The following is a 17306-nucleotide window of genomic DNA, read 5'->3' on the forward strand; positions in this document are numbered from 1 at the left end:
GGTTACGGCAGCACCAGCCTCAGCGCCTTCTGCGTCTCCTTCAGCAATGGCAGAAAACGCTCCGCCATATCGGAAGCTGCGACATAGGCGGCCGGTGCGCCGATATTGATCGCCGCCACGGTCTGGCCGCGATCGTTTTCGACCGGCACGGCGATCGAGCAGAGGCCTATTTCCAGCTCTTGGTCGATGACGGCATAGCCCTGGTCTCTTACGCGGCGGAATTCCGCCATCAGCTCCTCCGGATCAGTCTTGGTATTCGGCGTGTTCGCCTTGAGGTCGGTTCGCCCGAGTACAGAACGTGCTTCGCCTTCCGGCAAAGCGGCGAGCAAAACGCGGCCCATCGAGGCACAGAAGGCCGGAAGGCGGCTGCCTGGTGTCAGGTTGATCGACATCACCCGACGCTGCGAGGCGCGGGCGATATAGACGACCTCGGTTCCATCCAGCACCGAAGCCGACGCATTCTGCCCGGCGCGCTCGGCAAGCTGATCGAGATGCGGCTGGATGATGATCGGCAGCGGTGTCGCGGCCAGATAGGCGTGGCCGAGCCTGAGGATCTTCGGCGTCAGCGTGAAGAATTTTCCGTCATAGACGGCATAGCCAAGCTCGGAGAGCGTCAGCAACGAACGGCGCACGGTGGCACGATCAAGCCCGGTCAGCTTCGACGCTTCGGCAATCGTCAGGCGCTGCCGCGTCTCGCCGAAGGCTTCGATGACTTTCAATCCCTTGGCAAAGCCGCTGACGAAATCCGTTTCGCGCATAGTGCCCTCCAAACTTCCTATAGTTTGTGCGATATATGAACAAAAATCAAATAACGCACAAAACAATTGCCGTCCAACCCATGCTGATCTATTCGAACGAGAAGGACGGATCGTCTTAATCCGCCGGCAATGGCAAATGGGAGAATCCGCATGGATAAGACAATTGCGAGTACGGCAGCCGCCGTCTCGGACATCGGCGATGGTGCAACCGTCATGATCGGCGGTTTTGGTGGCTCCGGCGCGCCGATCGAACTCATCCATGCGCTGATCGACAAAGGCCCAAAGAACCTGACCGTCATCAACAATAATGCCGGCAATGGACGTATCGGCATCGCTGCGATGATCGATGCCGGCATGGTCAGGAAGATGATCTGTTCTTTCCCGCGCTCATCCGATCCACGCGCTTTCACGGACCGCTATCTGGCCGGCGAAATCGAGCTGGAATTGGTGCCTCAGGGGACTCTCGCGGAACGCATCCGTGCCGGCGGTGCCGGCATTCCGGCTTTCTACACCCCAACCGCCTATGGCACCGAACTCGCCAACGGCAAAGTCATCGCAGAATTCGATGGGCGCCACTATGTTCAGGAGCGTTGGCTCAAGGCCGATTTCGCTATTGTCAAAGCTGAAGTCGGCGACGTGCAGGGCAATCTCATTTACAACAAAGCCGGCCGCAACTTTAATCCACTGATGTGCATGGCCGCGACCAGGACGATCGCGCAGGTCTCTAAAATCGTCGCCGCCGGCGAGCTCGATCCCGAGCACATCGTCACCCCCGGAATCTTCGTCAACGCCGTGGTGGAAGTCGCCGATCCACAACAGGAAGAAAATCTCATTCGAGCCGGAGTGGAATACGCATGACCGTCGACACACGCGAAGACATCAAACTCTCCAACGCCCAGATCGCCTGGCGCGCGGCTCAGGACATCCAGGATGGCGCCTATGTGAATCTCGGTATCGGCTTTCCGGAAATGGTCGCCCGGTACCAACCTCCGGGCCGTCAGGCGATCTTCCACACCGAAAACGGCATTCTGAATTTCGGCGAGCCGCCGGCGGAAGGACAGGAAGATTGGGATCTGATCAACGCAGGTAAGAAAGCAGTCACGCTGAAGCCGGGCGCGTCCTTCTTCCATCACGCCGATAGCTTCGCCATGGTGCGCGGCGGCCATCTGGATGTCGCAATCCTCGGCGCCTATCAGGTGGCGCAGAATGGCGACCTCGCCAACTGGCGCGTTGGCTCCAAGGGCGTGCCTGCGGTTGGCGGGGCCATGGACCTGGTGCATGGCGCCAAGCAGGTTTTCGTCATCACCGAACATGTAACGAAGGACGGCAAGCCGAAACTGGTGGAGGCCTGCACCTTCCCTCTGACCGGCGTCGGCTGCATTACCCGCATCTATACGAGCCATGCGGTCATCGACATTGCCAAAGAAGGCTTCGTCGTGCGTGAAAAGCTTGCCGCCATGACGATGGACGAGCTGCAGGCGATGACCGGCGCTCCACTCCATGCCGACCGTCCCGTTGCCGACCTCGTCGTGCCGACGCTCTAAAGCACGTTGCGATCTTTCAGATTCGCGCGATACGCTTTAAGCTTATAATATTTCGCATGTCGTTATCGCAAAACCGCCGCACTTTTTTGCGCGACATGCCGTAGGGAGAAGACCATGATCGACGCATTTATCTGTGACTATATCCGCACCCCGATCGGGCGTTTCGGTGGGTCGCTTTCTTCCGTCCGCGCCGACGATCTCGGCGCCGTGCCGCTGAAGGCGCTGATCGAGCGCAACGGCTCGGTCGACTGGGAAGCCATCGACGATGTGATCTACGGCTGCGCCAACCAGGCCGGCGAAGACAATCGCAACGTCGCGCGCATGGCAAGCCTGCTGGCCGGCCTGCCTGTTACAGTGCCCGGCACGACGATCAACCGGCTTTGCGGCTCGGGCATGGACGCCATCATCGCAGCCGCCCGCGCCATCCGCGCCGGCGAAGCCGATATGATGATCGCTGGCGGCGTCGAAAGCATGTCGCGCGCGCCCTTCGTCATTCCCAAGGCCGAAAGCGCCTTTTCGCGCAACGCCGAAATCTACGACACGACAATCGGCTGGCGCTTCATCAATCCTGTCATGAAGAAGCAATATGGCGTCGACTCCATGCCAGAGACCGGCGAGAACGTCGCTGAGGACTACAGGGTCAGCCGCGAGGATCAGGACGCCTTTGCCGTTCGCTCGCAGGCGAAGGCTGCGGCAGCGCAGGAGAACGGCCGGCTTGCCAAGGAAATCACCGCAGTCACGATCCCGCAGCGCAAGGGCGATCCGGTTGTTGTCGGCAAGGACGAGCATCCGCGCGCAACCTCGATCGAAGCGGTTTCCAAGCTTGGCACGCCCTTCAAGAAGGAAGGCGGCACCGTGACGGCCGGCAACGCCTCGGGCGTCAATGACGGCGCGGCCGCGCTCATCATTGCGTCTGAAGCAGCAGCTAAAAAATATGGCCTTACACCGATTGCCCGCATCCTTGGCGGGGCGGCCGCCGGTGTCCCTCCGCGTATCATGGGCATCGGCCCCGTACCGGCTTCGCGTAAGCTCATGGCCCGCCTCGGCATGCGCCAAGAGCAGTTCGACGTCATCGAACTCAACGAAGCGTTCGCCTCGCAGGGACTTGCGGTATTGCGCGAACTCAGCATTGCCGATGGCGACGCGCGCGTCAATCGCAATGGCGGCGCCATCGCGCTCGGTCATCCACTTGGCATGTCGGGTGCGCGCATCACCGGCACGGCTGCCCTGGAACTGAAGGAAACGGGCCGGCGCTATTCGCTGTCAACCATGTGCATCGGCGTCGGCCAGGGAATTGCCATCGCGCTGGAACGCGTCTGATTTCCAATCGGTTTTGGTCCGTCGCTCCAAAGGCGGCGGACCGGCTTACAACCGCAAATGCTGTGCAAACCAAGATGGCAATTACCGATGCCATCTGGAACGGCGAAGGCTCTGATGCGTTTTCCTGCTGCTCAGTGGGATCGATCCATGCCGTCACGCCAGAAATTCTCAAAATTATTTCCTTCAAGCGCCCTGACCCTTCCCATTGCCCTCATCCTGTCGCTGTCGGTTGCGCAAATCGCCTTCGCAGCCGAAGGGCAAAAGGCCAGCCACGCCTCCGAAGGGCTGTTTCTGGTGCAGATCGTTCTGCTTGTCGTCTCGGGCAGGTTGCTCGGCGAATGGATGGTGCGCATCGGCCAGCCGTCGATCATGGGCCAGATCATCGCCGGCATCATCCTTGGCCCCTCCCTTTTCGGCCTGGCTTTTCCACATGTGCAGGCAAGCCTCTTTCCTTCGGACGCAGGCCAGAAAAGCATGACCGACGCGATCGGTCAGCTCGGCATTCTCTTCCTTCTGCTGCTAGCTGGCATGGAAACCGATCTCGGCTTGGCAAAGCGCCTGCGCAAATCCGCCGCCGGTGTCTCGCTGGCGGGTATCGTTATTCCCTTCGTTGCCGGTTTCGCGCTTGGCGAGTTCATTCCGGACGCCTTGGTTCCCGATCCCGAAAAGCGGCTGGTCACATCTCTCTTTCTGGGCACCGCGCTTTCCATTTCTTCGGTGAAGATCGTCGCTTCCGTGGTGCGCGAGATGGACTTCATGCGCCGGAATATCGGTCAATTGATCGTCGCCTCCGCCATCATCGACGATACGATCGGCTGGGTAATCATCGCCATCACATTCGGCCTTGCCGAAAAGGGTACGGTCGATCTTACGACCCTGGCAACCAGCGCGATCGGCACATTGGCCTTCATGGCCGTCAGCTTCACCATCGGCAGACGGATCGTCTTCGAAATCATCCGCTGGACCAACGACAATTTTCGCAGTGACCTGCCCGTGCTCAGCGCCATCGTCGCGATCATGGGCACGATGGCGATCATCACCAATCTTATCGGCGTCCATACCGTGCTTGGCGCCTTCGTCGCGGGTGTCCTCGTCGGTGAATCGCCAATCCTTACCCGTCAGATCGACGTGCAGCTTCGCGCATTGACGACGGCGCTTTTCATGCCCGTCTTCTTCGGGCTGACCGGCCTGCAGACAGACCTCACCGTCCTCGCCGATCCCTCCATCCTGTTGCTGACCGCCGCCGTCGTCGTCATCGCCAGCATCGGCAAGTTCGGCGGAGCCTTCGCAGCCGCCAAGACCAGTGGATATTCGGTTTCGGAAGCCCTTGCGCTCGGCTGCGGCATGAATGCCAGGGGATCGACGGAGGTGATCGTCGCGACCATAGGCCTGTCCGTCGGCGTTCTGGACGAGAAGCTGTTCTCCGTCATCGTCGCCATGGCCGTCATCACGACGATGGCTATGCCGCCCACGCTTCGTTGGGCACTGGCGCGCCTGCCGCTGCGCGAAGAGGAGCGCAACCGGCTCGAGCGCGAACAGTTCGAGAGCGAAAGCTTCGTGGCCAATTTCGAACGCATCCTTCTCACCGTCGACGGCTCGCAAAGCAGCCGCCTTGCAACCTGGATCGCCGCCTTCTTCGCGGTGACGCGCAAGATGCCGGTCACCGTCCTCGACGTGCGCGAGCCGAAGGACGCCGAGAGAGAGGCGGAAATGGCGACGGCCGCAGGATCACCGTCGCAAGCCCGAGCCGTCGCCGAGGATCTGCGCCAATGCGCAACCGATCTGTTGTCGTCGGCGCCGCCTGACAAGAACATGGCCGCCGAAAGCGACATCCACGTCACGGTTCGCGAAAGGGACGGCAAGCTCGAAACCATGCTCGGCGACATCTCGAGCACCGGCCACGACCTTCTCTTCACCGGCATCGAACCGTCGATGGGAGAGGACGGTCGCTTCAGTGAAGCCCTGCAGGTCATGACGTCGGCCTTCAAGGGAGCCTCCGTCATCGTTACGGCACGGGGCGCGCTGCCGGAGCGGCCTCGGGACCTGCGAATCCTACTCCCCGTCAGCGGCACGGAGCGCTCCGTCAGGGCCGCGGAATTCGGGCTTGCCGTTGCCAAGGCGACGAACGCCCACTGTGCCCTGCTGCTGATCGTAGAGCCGCGGCAAGCCAAAGCCATTCCGCGCATCAGCGACCGCGGCCCCGATAATTGGGACGTTATAAAGACGGTTGGCGCGATTGCCGATTACTATGGCGTCAAAATCGAAAAAGTCGTTCAACAGGGACCTTCACCCGAACTTTCGATCCTGCGCCATGCCCGCAGCGGAAAATACAATCTGATCGTGCTCGGCGTGAGCAAGCGGGCGAGCGGCAGCCTTTCCTACGGCGGTGTCGCCGACACATTGCTGCAAACGGCCGATAGGTCATGCATTTTCATCGAAACCGATCTCGCAAATGCCCCGATCGGGACGAATTAGGAAAAACCGATTTCCACGCCAACCGCTTTTTCGGGTCAGGCGACTGCGCCTGGGTTCTGCATCATAGCTGGGCTGCAATGGCAGCCTTGTCGATGATCGACCAGACGGTCCGGATTCGGCCGTCCAGGAACTCATAGAAGACGTTTTCCGAAAACTGAACCCTCCTGCCGTTCACCGGCATGCCGAACAGCAGCCCCTTTGGCGTACAATCGAACAGCAGGCGGCTGGCGACATGTGGCGGCGCGCAAATCAGCAGGCGGATGTCGAAATGAAGGTCGGGGATTGCCAGAAAATTGCCCTCGAGCATGTTGCGATAGCCGGATAATCCGACGGGGGCGCCATTGTAGTGAACGTCCTTATCGACGAAGCTGCCAAGGTTCGGCCAGTCCTGCCGGTTCAGGCAGGCGATATAGTTTCGGTGGATGTCGGAGAGGTTGACGCTCATCGCGCTGCTGCCTTTGCGGTGACGCTGAGACCGGCACCGGCGCTCAGGCCGATGCCTGCCAGCGTCGATGTCCCGCATGCCTGACCGCAATCGGATGCTTGAGCGGCGGCGCGGGCCGGCCGATATGGTATCCTTGAACGGCATCGATTCCAAAGGATTTGACCAGATCGAGCTGCTCTTCATTCTCGATCCCTTCGACAAGAATGCGATGCCCGCGATTGCGCACGAGGCCGATGATATCTTCAAGAAGGATCTTGGCACCCTCGTTATTCGCGGCGTCGTGAAGAAATGATTTGTCGATCTTCACGGTTTCAAAATCCATCAGGCGAAGCCAGGACAGACCGGCAAAGCCCGTGCCGAAATCGTCCAGCCAGAATTTGATGCCGAGCCTCTTGAGATCCTGAACGCTGTCGAGCACGTCGGGGCGTATTTCCATGTCGACGCCCTCGGTGATCTCGAACGCGATCCTGTGCCCGGAAACGCCGGTTTCGGCCAGTATGGCGGCCACCTGCGCCGCAAAGCCGGGAGCGCGCAATTGGATCGGAGAGACGTTGACGCTGACCGTTTCGACGATGTCGCGGGATAGCAGTTCGCAGCACGCCCGCCTGATCGCCCAGTAGCCCAATTCGATGATGGCTCCCGTTCGCTCCGCTATCGGAATAAAGATCGCGGGGGAAGAGCTCGAACCATCGAGCAATTGCAGGCGCATCAAGGCCTCATAGGCGCCTATTTCTCCCGTATCGAGATACTGGATCGGCTGATAGACCAAAGAGACAAGGTTCTGCTGGATGGCGATCTTCAATATGGCCGCGATGGTCTCGCTCGCGTCCCCACCCGGAAGCTCGTTCGGATCGAATATCCTGGCGCAGTTGCGGCCGCTCGCCTTTGCGGAATAGAGGGCGCGGTCGGCTTCATTGATGACGTTTTCCAGCTTCGTGCCGGCCGCGTCCCGCGTCACCGTCGCCCCTACGCTGACAGTGACGTGCCTGAAGCCATCGAGCCGCTGGGCATGAACGATATCGAGCGCCTCGATCCCCTGGCAAATGGCTTCCGCCAGGGCCAGTGCGTCTGATCCGCGCTCCAGATCGAGTATGACGATGAACTCTTCGCCGCCGTATCGTCCGACGGTCGCTCCCAAGGGGGCCACAATATCCGACAGGGCATTGGCCACGGTGACGAGGCAATGGTCGCCTTCCTGGTGGCCATAATAGTCATTGAACTTCTTGAAGAAATCGACGTCGACCAACAGGACAGCAAATGCCACGCCATCCTCGCGCCAGCGCTCCCAGAACTGTTTCAGCCTTATATCGGCCGCCCGCCGGTTTTCCATTCCGGTCAGGGAGTCCGTAATGGACAGGCGCAGCAGCGCCTCCCCGCGTTCCGTCGCCTGGCGCTGCTGCAGTTCGGCTTCTCTGGCATTGAGGAAGACGTTGAAACGCTCCTTGTTCAATTTCCAGTTCACATAGGAGGTGAAAACGAAACAGCAGAGATAAAAGGTCGTAAAAGCCAGGCAATAGGCCGGGCTGTAGTGAAACTCCGCAAGCGACAGCAGAAAGATGACGAAGATCAGCCCCGACGATGCCAGCGCCAGAGCGAATTCGAGGCTGAAGAAGAGGTTGACGCCCATCATGAAAATGGCGCCGAAGGCAGCATAATAGGAAAAGGCCTCGGCATTGGCGGTCTGCAGCGTCGGCACGAGCCACACGACATATCCGAAGACCACGGCGCCGGCACATGTAGCCTCAAGCTCTCCCGCGCGACGCTGGCGCGCAAACTGGATCTCCAGAATAAGGAGCGAAGTGCCGCCGATGAAAAAACGCGCCGGAATCGTCACGTGGGAGACGTCGGGAGTGAATATCAGGTCGGTTACCAGGAAAAGAAGATAAACGGGCACCGCAAGCCACAGGCCGCTGCGAGCCAGAGCACGACGCGCCTCGTTGCCGTAGTCCTTGTAGAGCGCACGAAGCTCGCCAGGATTGCTCATCAAGCGAGCCTCTCCCCAGCCAAAACCGCTTTCTCCCCACAATCGACGCATACTCATCATCACCCGAGTTAGCCGAGACTTCATGTCCACCGCTTTTACCTTTGCGTCGCTCGACTGAACCAATCACTCGCTTCACCAAGGCGGCTAATTTGATCCGTTTGATAACGACAGCGTTGCCGCAGCGACATTAACAAAACCATAGCGCTCAATTTTTATCTGAGATATGGTTTGCGGAGTGTTCACGGACTCGTTTAAAATTGAAACAATTTCAAACTGCTCTTGATGGCTATAGCCTTGTTACCGCGCAATCTATCTCGGAACATACGAGATCATCGGGTAACGATCTTACAACCGAACAAATTAAAGAGGGCGAGGCTGAACTCGCCCTTATTCTGTCATTGACACAGCAGGGATTTGAAGCGAATGCGCCGGTTCAGGGCATCATGAAAGCCTTGACGGAGCGCTTGCAGGCGTTGAAGAACAAGACGGCGCCGCTGACTTGGGCGCATCTCGCCGCGATTGCGCAGACGCATCCAGTTTCATCCTTCCTGCTTCAGGACCCTCTGACCCGATGGTCCTTCGAAAAGCCGCGCGGCTATAGCGGCGATGCCTATCTGCTCGACTTCATTTATGAACACCCATCTGTTGCCGCACAGGTGGAAGAGGCCTCGGCGCTCGGCGCCGAAGTTTACGATTTCACCCGGCAAGCCGCCTCCGCCGTTGCCGTGCGGGAAAGGCGCGATCTTCTGGCGGCGCATGTCGATGCGGTGGCCGAGAAGAACGACGGGGCTGAAATCCTGGCGATTGCGGCTGGGCACCTTCGCGAAGCTGAGCGTTCCCAGGCTCTGCAAAGCGGCAGGCTCAAACGCTGGATCGCGCTCGATCAGGATCCCGTCAGCGTCGGCACCGTAAGTTCGGCCTTCCATGGCAGTTGCATCGAAGCCATCAACGGCTCCGTTCGCACCATCCTGGGGCGTGCGCAAAAGCTCGGCACGTTCGATTTCATCTACGCAGCCGGTCTTTACGACTATCTTGCCGAAAGCGTCGCCGTTCGCTTGACGGAGCGCTGCCTGCAGATGCTGAAGCCAGGCGGCAAGTTCCTTCTCGCGAATTTTGCGAAGGATATCGGCGTCGAAGGCTACATGGAAACTTTCATGAATTGGCCGTTGATCTGGCGAACGGACGAAGATGTCCAGTCGATCATCGACAAGGTCAAGCATCCGGTCACGGATGTTTCGGTCACGCGTGGTGAAAACGGCGGCGTCATCTATGCGGTCCTGACCGTGTAGCCCGCGAAAGCAGTGCGATCGGCTAAGCCGCGTTGCGGCTTAGCCGGCGAAGACGGAACAAAGCAAAGAGCAGAAGATAGACCAGGATGGCGGCGAAAGCGGCAGACGTCGCTGTATCCTGCGCGAAGACCTGCTTGCGCAGCATATAACCCGACGCCAGAAACGGCGCGTTCCAAACAGCTGCACCGACGAATGTCGCGATGGCAAATCCAGGTACAGGTATGGCAAGCACGCCCACAGGAAATGCCATATAGGCTCTGATCACCGGAATAAGCTGACCGACAAACGCCACCGATGTCCGATGGCGATGACAATGGCTCTTCAGTCGCCAATACCACTCATCGCTGATATCCAGCCGCCTGCCCATCCTCATCACGAAGGCATCTCCACGTTCAGCCCCCAACCATCGGCCCATTCCATACCAGACCAACGAGCCTGCCGTTGAACCTGCAGCCGTGATGATGATTGCGAAGGGCAGATCGCCGGGGCTGGTAATGCTCAGCATGCCAAGCATGATGAACATGCCGACGGATGGTATGATGGGTAGAAGTTTCTCGATCGTCGAACACAGCGCAAGGCCAAGCAACCCCCATGAGGCCAGGTCCGGCATGATACCCAACAGATCGGACAAATCACTCATCTGCCGATCACCGCGCAATGAAGCGGCTTGCGCCGGACAATCTTGTAGACCCTGGCGGGCGGGAAATTGCGCAGCACTCGGCCATGCAGCGTTGCCTTGAAACCGAACCGGTCGAGCAGCCGATACGGCACGGGACAGCGCATGCCATAGGTGAACTGGTAAAGTGCGCCGCCTTCGCGTAGCCTCGACGAGACACCGGTCAGAATGGCAATGACCGTCTTCGGCGACATGTTCAATAACGGCAACCCGCTGATCGCACAGCCGAACGGCGCCTCTTCCGGCAGGCCGTGAGCCCTGAGCCTGGCCGCATCAGCGCAGACGACGCGAGCGGTGGGAAACCGCCGTCGAAGCATGCTGGCAAAGCTGTCGGCGTACTCGACCAGCGTCAGATCCTTTTCGCATACGCCACGCGCAAGCAGAGCTTCCGTAAAGGCGCCCGTTCCCGGACCGAGCTCCAGAACGGGTCCAGCCGAAGGATCAACTTCGCTGGTCATCAGCTCGGCGAGCATGGTGCCGGAGGGCGCTATCGCACCAACCATCCGCGGATTTGTCAGCAGAGTTCGCAGAAATAAAGACATGTTCGACATGCATTCCCACCTAAAGCCCGAGAGATTCGCCTGCGCGGCAGGCTTTTCCTACGAGAAGCCAATTGCGGGAACATTGCACCGGAATGGCGCGACATCATCGATCCGCCACGGGGAAGCTCAGCCGGAAAGCCGCGCCGCCAGTCGGTCCCTCCAGGACGACAACCCGCCCACCGTGAAGTCTGGCAATTTCCTGGACGAGGTTGAGCCCGAGACCGAACCCCTTGCCGTGTCCCTGAAGACGATAAAACGGCTCGAAGATGCGGTTTCGTTCCTCCGGCGGAATGCCGCGACCTTCATCGGCAACCGTAATGCCGGTAGAACGACCGACATGGACTGTTATCCGGCCGTTGCGGCCGCCATACTGGATCGCATTCTGCACGAGGTTGGCAACCGCGCGCTCAAGCGCCGCCCGATCGCCGAGAATTTCAACCACGTCCTCATCCTTGATGAAACATGGCTCGTAGTTGGCGGCAATGGCGAGCGGCGCCAGCTCGGAAACCACGTGCTGCGCGACTTCGACGAGATTGATCGCAGCCGGCTCGAAGCGGTGATTGAGGCGCTGAAGATCGAGGAACTGTTCGGCCAAGGTCGCAAGGCGCACCGTATCTTCGAAGATCCGTTCCTTTAGCGGGCCGGACGGCAACCCATCAAGGCGCGTCTGCAGGATCGCGACAGGGGTCCGCCATTCATGCGCGAGATGAGCGAAAAGGCGCTTCTGCCGTTCATAGCCTTCATCCAACCGGCCGAGAGCATCGTTGACGGCTTCGACAAGCGGCAGGATCTCTCGCGGGACATCGTCCACCGGCAGCCGCGTGCCCTGACGATTGATGTCGATCTGCCCGGCGCGGGAAACGGCAGAGTCGAGCGAGGAAAAGGCGCGGCGAACGACCAACGGCGCAGCGACCATCGTTGCGATCGCCGTTACGATGAGAAGCGGCAGGAGAGCGCTGAAGAACACGATGCTAACGGCCGTAAGCACACGAACCGTCGATACGCTGCCGTCGACGCCCGTGAGCACCTGCACCTCGCCTGCCGGGGATCCTACCCATTGCAGACGTGCGGCAGGCGCGATACTTTCGCCGAGATTGCTGCCGAAACGGGCCTGCCCGATGCCATCAAGCGCCCCGCCGACATTCGCATAGGCCAGCGGTACGCTCCCATCTGTTATCGAGGCGCCACCGCGATCCCGCACGACGAACCAGAGCCCCGGCAAATCGACGCGGCGCGCTGCAAGGGCCGGCGTATTCTTCAGCATCAGTGTGCCGTCTTGATCCCGGGCGATCGACTGCGCAATGGCGTCGATGGTTTCGTCTTCCGGCTGAAGCGAGATGAAGCTGCCGGTCATCCAGAGAGCGGCAATGATGAGGAGCGCGAGAACAGTCAGAAAAATCGCCTGCAAGACGGACAGGCGCAAGACGAGGCGCCATCGCAAGGAAGGCTGGCTGGCGCTCATGACGTCTTTCTCATGAGATAGCCGACGCCGCGAACCGGATGAATTTCCAGGCCGGATTCCAGGGAGGCGAGCTTGCGGCGCAACCGGGAGACATGGGCGTCCAGCGTGTTGGACTGGATATCATCCGCGAAGCCATAGACGGCCTCCTCCAATGCGTGGCGCGGCACGGTGCGCCCCATGCGACGCGCAAGCGCTTCGAAGACAAGCAATTCCCGGCGGGGCAATTCGAGCCGTTCGCCGTCGATCAGCACATCATGGCAATCGAAATCATAAGATAGCCTGCCGAAACTCACCACCTCGCTTCGCACGTCACCCGGACGGCGCATGATGGCACGCAATCGCGCCAGCAGCTCCTCCACAGCAAAAGGTTTGACGAGATAGTCGTCGGCGCCGGTATCGAGACCACCGATGCGGTCTTCGAGGTCGCCTCGCGCCGTCAGCACGATCACCGGCGTCCCGACACCGGCAGCACGCAGCCTCGGAACGATCGAGAGACCGTCGCCGTCCGGAACCTGGCGGTCGAGAAGAATGACATCATAGGGGATACTTCTCGCGGCCTCCTCGGCATCGGCCAGCATCGATACATGATCGACGATGGCGTCGCGGGCTTGCAAGGCAGCACTCAGTGCCGACGCCATTTCCGGCTCGTCCTCAAGCAATAAAATCCGCAATGGCCAACCCCTGTCATCAGACAATTACATGGCATAGGCGGATTGCGAGAACATTGCGACCCAATCTTGCACGACAGCATCGCGGCTGCAGAAGTCGCACTCCGACAGCCGTCGAGCGGATCGATATGGCCGACGATCATCATTCGCGACACGGCAAGGGAGAGCATCGATTGCCCTTCCCTGCACGGAACGCGACGGAAACAGTTTCATTGGTAACCGGCGGCGCACGGAATCGCTCGATTCCGTGCGCCGATCACGCTCTCCATTCTTTGGCGCCAGCGGCCAAAGGATATTTCCGAACCAGTTTCGATCGGCGAAATACGATGAAGCGTCATGCCCATCGTTCCAACCTAACCGAAGCGGCGCAGCTGCAGCGCCAGGAAATTGGGATGACCCAGAATTTCCTCCCGCTCCGGCAGACCGATATCGCGAAGCTGGTAGTTCGACAGTTCGCATACCTGCTTACGCGTTTGCCGCTGCCTCCAGATGACAAGCAGCAGGGCGCGTGCGGTCCTCCAAGCACCGAATTTCTGGTACAGTTCATTGATCGTCGCCGTCAAACTATCGGCAACTAAAAATTGTGAATGCGTCATTGTCCTTCCTGGCGCGATTACGCAGCCAGGTCCTCTTGAAGCTTGACCGGCTTCAGGAGCAAGCGCGCAAAACATGCGCGCATTCATTCCCTCGGCAAGTCATAGTATGGTTATGGGAAAAGTGCCTAAACGGCGGTAGATAAAGCTTTTATCAGCTTTAAATAAAAGCTCGTCGTGTGGTTGGCATGGTGCATACCAATCCAGTAACGAGCACTCCGCCGGAGACGTATGTAAACATTTGTGTATGATGCATGTCACGCCTCCTCTGTTTGATTTGCGGATGAGCGTATAATACGCAAGATCGGAGAATCGGCAACCCCACAATTTCGAATTGCAGGAATCTCGATTCTGGTGTTGCGCCGGCGCAACAACAAAACAGGCTCATTTGCAACGAAGCTCTTCGCCGTAGCGTCGCTAGAACGAGTTGACGATGCCGCCGCCGCTGTGCATCTGCTGGACCATAATGTGGGCGTGATAGTGCATGGCACACTTGATCGCGTAGATTTGCAAGATGATCGGGGAGCGGCGATGCCGCAGGAGATTTAGAAGCCGTCGGCGATAGACGGCGCGCAGATCCTCCTCCTTCACGCGTCGCATCAAGCGAACGAAAATTCCGGCCGCCTCCATCGCCCATGTCGCGTTGAGTGCCAGTAAACGTAAGGGATGGCGGCGAAGATGCCGTAAGCGGGTGCTTTCCGGTTCGATGCGTGCATCGATATAGAGCGCATCCAGCCGGTCGAAATAGGCCGTCGGCTGATGCAGATCGCTGAGGACGGAGAGATATCCGTCCCGCAGCGTTTCCCGCGAGAGCTTGAGCGGAATGACGTTGGTGCCGAAGGCGGGCGGATCATCATGATCGAGCCGCCCTTCCTTGGCGAGACGCGTATAGAGCGGTGTCTTCGGAATAGCCGCGAGCATGCCGATCATCGCGTTGACGATGCGCGCATCCTTGATGAAGACACGCTGCGCATCGAAGATGGTCGCATCGTCGCTGTCGAAGCCGAGGATCATGCCGCACCAGACTTCCATCCCCGTCTGCTGGATCGTGTGGATCTTTTCCAGCATCGTGCCGCCCTTGCGCAGGTTCTGCAGCTTCTTGGTTTCGCGCAGCGCCTCCTCGTTCGGCGTTTCGATGCCGATGAAGACGACACGGATATTGGCGTCGACCATCAGCTGCATCAGCTCCGCATCGTCAGCCAGGTCGATCGACGCCTCGGTCAGAAACGTCATCGGATAATGACGTCTTTCCTGCCAAGCGACGACATCGCGCAAGACCTCCTTGATCGCCTTTTTATTGCCGATCAGATTGTCGTCGACGATGAAGGCCGTATCCATTCCCGCGGCCAGCAGCGCCTCCATCTCGGCGATGACCTGCGCGCTGGCCTTGATGCGCGGCTTGCGGCCGAAGACCACGATGATATCGCAGAAATCGCAGGTGAAGGGACAGCCGCGCGAGAACTGGATGCTGCCGACCGCATATTCATCCATCTTCAGGAGGTCGAAGCGCGGCACCGGCACCTTGCTCATATCCGTCTTGTCTGACTGTTCGTAGCGCCGCACATGGTTGCCCTGCTGCCATTCAGCCAAGAATTTCGGCCAGGTTTCTTCCGCCTCGCCGATGAAGGAGACATCGACGAGATTGCCGAAATAATCCTCCTTGACCGTAACCCAGGGTCCGCCGACGACGGTGAAACAATTGCGTCGTTTGAGCTCGGTCAGAATCTCCGTCATCCGGAAGCGCTGGACGATCATGCCCGTCAGCGCGACGATGTCGGCCCTCTCGCAAAGGTCGTAGTCTATCGGTTGGATATTTTCGTCCACGAGGGTAACGGTGTGCTCCGCGGGCGTCAGCGCCGCAAGCAGCGGCAGACAGGCGACCGGAAGATTGGCCTTCACATCGAACAGCGGCAGCGCATGCTCCATGCCCCAGTAGGAGGTTTCGAAGCGCGGATTGATGATGACGATATGAGCCATTGAATATGCCGCTCCACGACTTTGAAGATCTGGTTCGGTATTGCGCTGAGCTTGTATTTCATTCGCATCTGCCTGCGCCCGCCCTTCGGGGGCGAGGCCGGTCTTGGCATCGAGGCCGCTGTCTTAGCAGCCGTATATGAGCTCAGGATTAAATTTCGCCCGGCCCGTCGGCGGGAGGTTGGACTCCCGCATCTTCCCTGTGCCACCAAAGTACCGGAAATTTTTTCCGAGGGCGATGTCGAAATCAACGCCAGACGATCGTCTTTATTGCAGGCGCGTCGTGTGAGATGAATTCCTGGTCTTTCTCCGCGCTGATCGAGCTGGCTGAAAGGAGCTGCGAAATGATTTCGTCCTACCGTTGGGTGATCGTCGGTGCCGGTGCGCTGATGACTTGCGTCGCACTCGGCGCGATGTTTTCCTTGGCGATCTTTCAGGTGCCCATTGCCACAGAGACGGGCTGGTCGCATGCCGGTATCGCCGCCGCCATGACGCTGAACTTCCTGACGATGGGCTTGGGCGCCTTTGCCTGGGGTGCCGCAAGCGACCGTTTCGGCATCCGCATCGTGGTGATGATCGGGGCGCTGCTGCTCGGGCTTGCGCTGGTCCTGGCGAGCCGAGCCGGCTCGCTTCTGCAATTCCAGCTGACCTACGGCATTCTCGTCGGCCTTGCCGCCAGCGCCTTTTTCGCGCCGATGATCGCGGCGACAACCGCATGGTTCGACAAGGGAAGAGGCTCGGCGGTGTCGCTGGTGTCGGCCGGCATGGGCGTCGCGCCGATGACGGTATCGCCTTTCGCCCGTTACCTTATTTCCGCCTATGACTGGCGCTTCGCCATGCTTCTCATCGGTATCATGGCGTGGGTCCTTCTAATCCCGGCGGCACTGCTGGTGCGGCGCGCGCCCGTTCCGGCAGAGACCTCCAGCTGGGGTGGGCAGGCGGACGAGACGAGCCTGCCGCTCGGCCATATCTTCCGCTCGCCGCAATTCATCGTCCTTGGCGCCACCTTCTTTGCCTGCTGCGCGGCCCATTCCGGGCCGATCTTCCATATGGTCAGCTACGCCACGATCTGCGGCGTAGGCCCGATGGCTGCGGTCAGCATCTACAGCGTCGAGGGACTTGCCGGCCTCGGCGGCCGCCTGCTCTACGGCACGCTTGCCGACAGGCTCGGCGTCAAACCCGTGCTGATCGCCGGGCTGCTGGTACAGGCGGCAGCACTTGCCACCTACCTGCTGGTCAGCAAACTCAGCGAGTTCTACGCGCTGGCGGTCGTCTTCGGCAGCGCCTATGGCGGCGTCATGCCGCTTTATGCGGTGCTTGCGCGAGAATATTTCGGGCCGCGCGTCATCGGCACCGTCTTCGGCGCGGTATCGATGCTGTCGAGCATCGGCATGGCGGCCGGGCCGCTGATCGGCGGCTGGATCTTCGATAGTTTCGCCAATTACTCGTGGCTGTTCATTGGCTCTTCCATGGTCGGGCTGGGGGCTGCCGGCATCGCCCTCGCCTTTCCGCCGATGCGGCGCCGGCGACTGCAGCCGGCATGAGATAGGCCTAGAGCAGCGCAGACATGGGGCTG

General features: G+C 59.8%; 15 protein-coding genes. 6 read left to right on the forward strand and 9 right to left on the reverse strand.

Features of this window, described 5'->3' with window-relative positions:
- Positions 1-2: 2 nt before the first annotated feature.
- Positions 3-758: an IclR family transcriptional regulator gene (locus HGP12_RS08380; protein ID WP_168839370.1), complete on the reverse strand. Its 756-nt coding sequence runs from the start codon at positions 756-758 to the stop codon at positions 3-5.
- 150 nt (positions 759-908) lie between these two features.
- Here HGP12_RS08380 and HGP12_RS08385 point away from each other — a divergent pair, with 150 nt between their 5' ends.
- From HGP12_RS08385 to HGP12_RS08400, 4 genes are all read left to right on the forward strand, one after another.
- Entirely contained in the window at positions 909-1616 is a 708-nt protein-coding gene (locus tag HGP12_RS08385) for a 3-oxoacid CoA-transferase subunit A (protein WP_168839369.1), read from the forward strand.
- Complete coding sequence (locus HGP12_RS08390; RefSeq protein ID WP_168839368.1) at positions 1613-2302, forward strand: CoA transferase subunit B; 690 nt, start codon at positions 1613-1615, stop codon at positions 2300-2302. Before HGP12_RS08385 ends, HGP12_RS08390 begins: the two co-directional genes overlap by 4 nt.
- 114 nt (positions 2303-2416) lie before the next feature.
- Entirely contained in the window at positions 2417-3622 is a 1206-nt protein-coding gene (gene pcaF, locus HGP12_RS08395) for a 3-oxoadipyl-CoA thiolase (protein WP_168878703.1), read from the forward strand.
- Between the two features lie 114 nt (positions 3623-3736).
- The gene (locus HGP12_RS08400; protein WP_246703285.1) at positions 3737-6097 is read left to right on the forward strand and encodes a cation:proton antiporter; all 2361 of its coding nucleotides are present in this window, start codon (positions 3737-3739) and stop codon (positions 6095-6097) included.
- A 61-nt stretch (positions 6098-6158) separates the two neighbouring features.
- On the opposite strand, the gene HGP12_RS08405 is transcribed toward HGP12_RS08400, so the two are convergent.
- On the reverse strand, positions 6159-6542 hold the full coding sequence (locus tag HGP12_RS08405) for an ester cyclase (protein ID WP_168839366.1): 384 nt from the start codon (positions 6540-6542) through the stop codon (positions 6159-6161).
- Positions 6543-6585: 43 nt separating this feature from the next.
- Positions 6586-8526, reverse strand: coding sequence for a putative bifunctional diguanylate cyclase/phosphodiesterase (locus tag HGP12_RS08410; protein WP_246703286.1), 1941 nt, complete (start codon positions 8524-8526; stop codon positions 6586-6588).
- A gap of 257 nt (positions 8527-8783) precedes the next feature.
- Between HGP12_RS08410 and HGP12_RS08415 the strand changes: the two genes are divergently transcribed.
- On the forward strand, positions 8784-9815 hold the full coding sequence (locus HGP12_RS08415) for a class I SAM-dependent methyltransferase (protein WP_168839364.1): 1032 nt from the start codon (positions 8784-8786) through the stop codon (positions 9813-9815).
- Positions 9816-9837: 22 nt separating this feature from the next.
- Here the strand turns inward: HGP12_RS08415 and HGP12_RS08420 are convergent, their stop codons facing one another.
- The 6 genes from HGP12_RS08420 to HGP12_RS08445 all read right to left on the reverse strand — a co-directional run bounded on the left by HGP12_RS08420 (position 9838) and on the right by HGP12_RS08445 (position 15733).
- Positions 9838-10473, reverse strand: coding sequence for a DedA family protein (locus HGP12_RS08420; protein ID WP_246703288.1), 636 nt, complete (start codon positions 10471-10473; stop codon positions 9838-9840).
- Positions 10452-11033: a class I SAM-dependent methyltransferase gene (locus HGP12_RS08425; protein ID WP_246703289.1), complete on the reverse strand. Its 582-nt coding sequence runs from the start codon at positions 11031-11033 to the stop codon at positions 10452-10454. Before HGP12_RS08425 ends, HGP12_RS08420 begins: the two co-directional genes overlap by 22 nt.
- 103 nt (positions 11034-11136) lie before the next feature.
- A complete protein-coding gene (locus tag HGP12_RS08430) occupies positions 11137-12495 on the reverse strand; it encodes a sensor histidine kinase (protein WP_168839361.1) in 1359 nt (452 codons plus the stop codon).
- Positions 12492-13166 carry a response regulator transcription factor gene (locus HGP12_RS08435; RefSeq protein ID WP_168839360.1) on the reverse strand — a complete coding sequence of 225 codons (675 nt, stop codon included), beginning with the start codon at positions 13164-13166 and terminating at the stop codon, positions 12492-12494. The genes HGP12_RS08430 and HGP12_RS08435 overlap by 4 nt, the downstream gene beginning before the upstream one ends.
- 350 nt (positions 13167-13516) lie before the next feature.
- Positions 13517-13759, reverse strand: coding sequence for a DUF1127 domain-containing protein (locus HGP12_RS08440; protein WP_168839359.1), 243 nt, complete (start codon positions 13757-13759; stop codon positions 13517-13519).
- A gap of 414 nt (positions 13760-14173) precedes the next feature.
- Entirely contained in the window at positions 14174-15733 is a 1560-nt protein-coding gene (locus tag HGP12_RS08445; RefSeq protein WP_168839358.1) for a radical SAM protein, read from the reverse strand.
- A gap of 341 nt (positions 15734-16074) precedes the next feature.
- Here HGP12_RS08445 and HGP12_RS08450 point away from each other — a divergent pair, with 341 nt between their 5' ends.
- The gene (locus tag HGP12_RS08450) at positions 16075-17274 is read left to right on the forward strand and encodes an MFS transporter (RefSeq protein ID WP_168839357.1); all 1200 of its coding nucleotides are present in this window, start codon (positions 16075-16077) and stop codon (positions 17272-17274) included.
- Positions 17275-17306 lie beyond the last annotated feature (32 nt).

It is taken from the genome of Rhizobium sp. P28RR-XV (assembly GCF_012641385.1).
Lineage (GTDB): Bacteria > Pseudomonadota > Alphaproteobacteria > Rhizobiales > Rhizobiaceae > Rhizobium.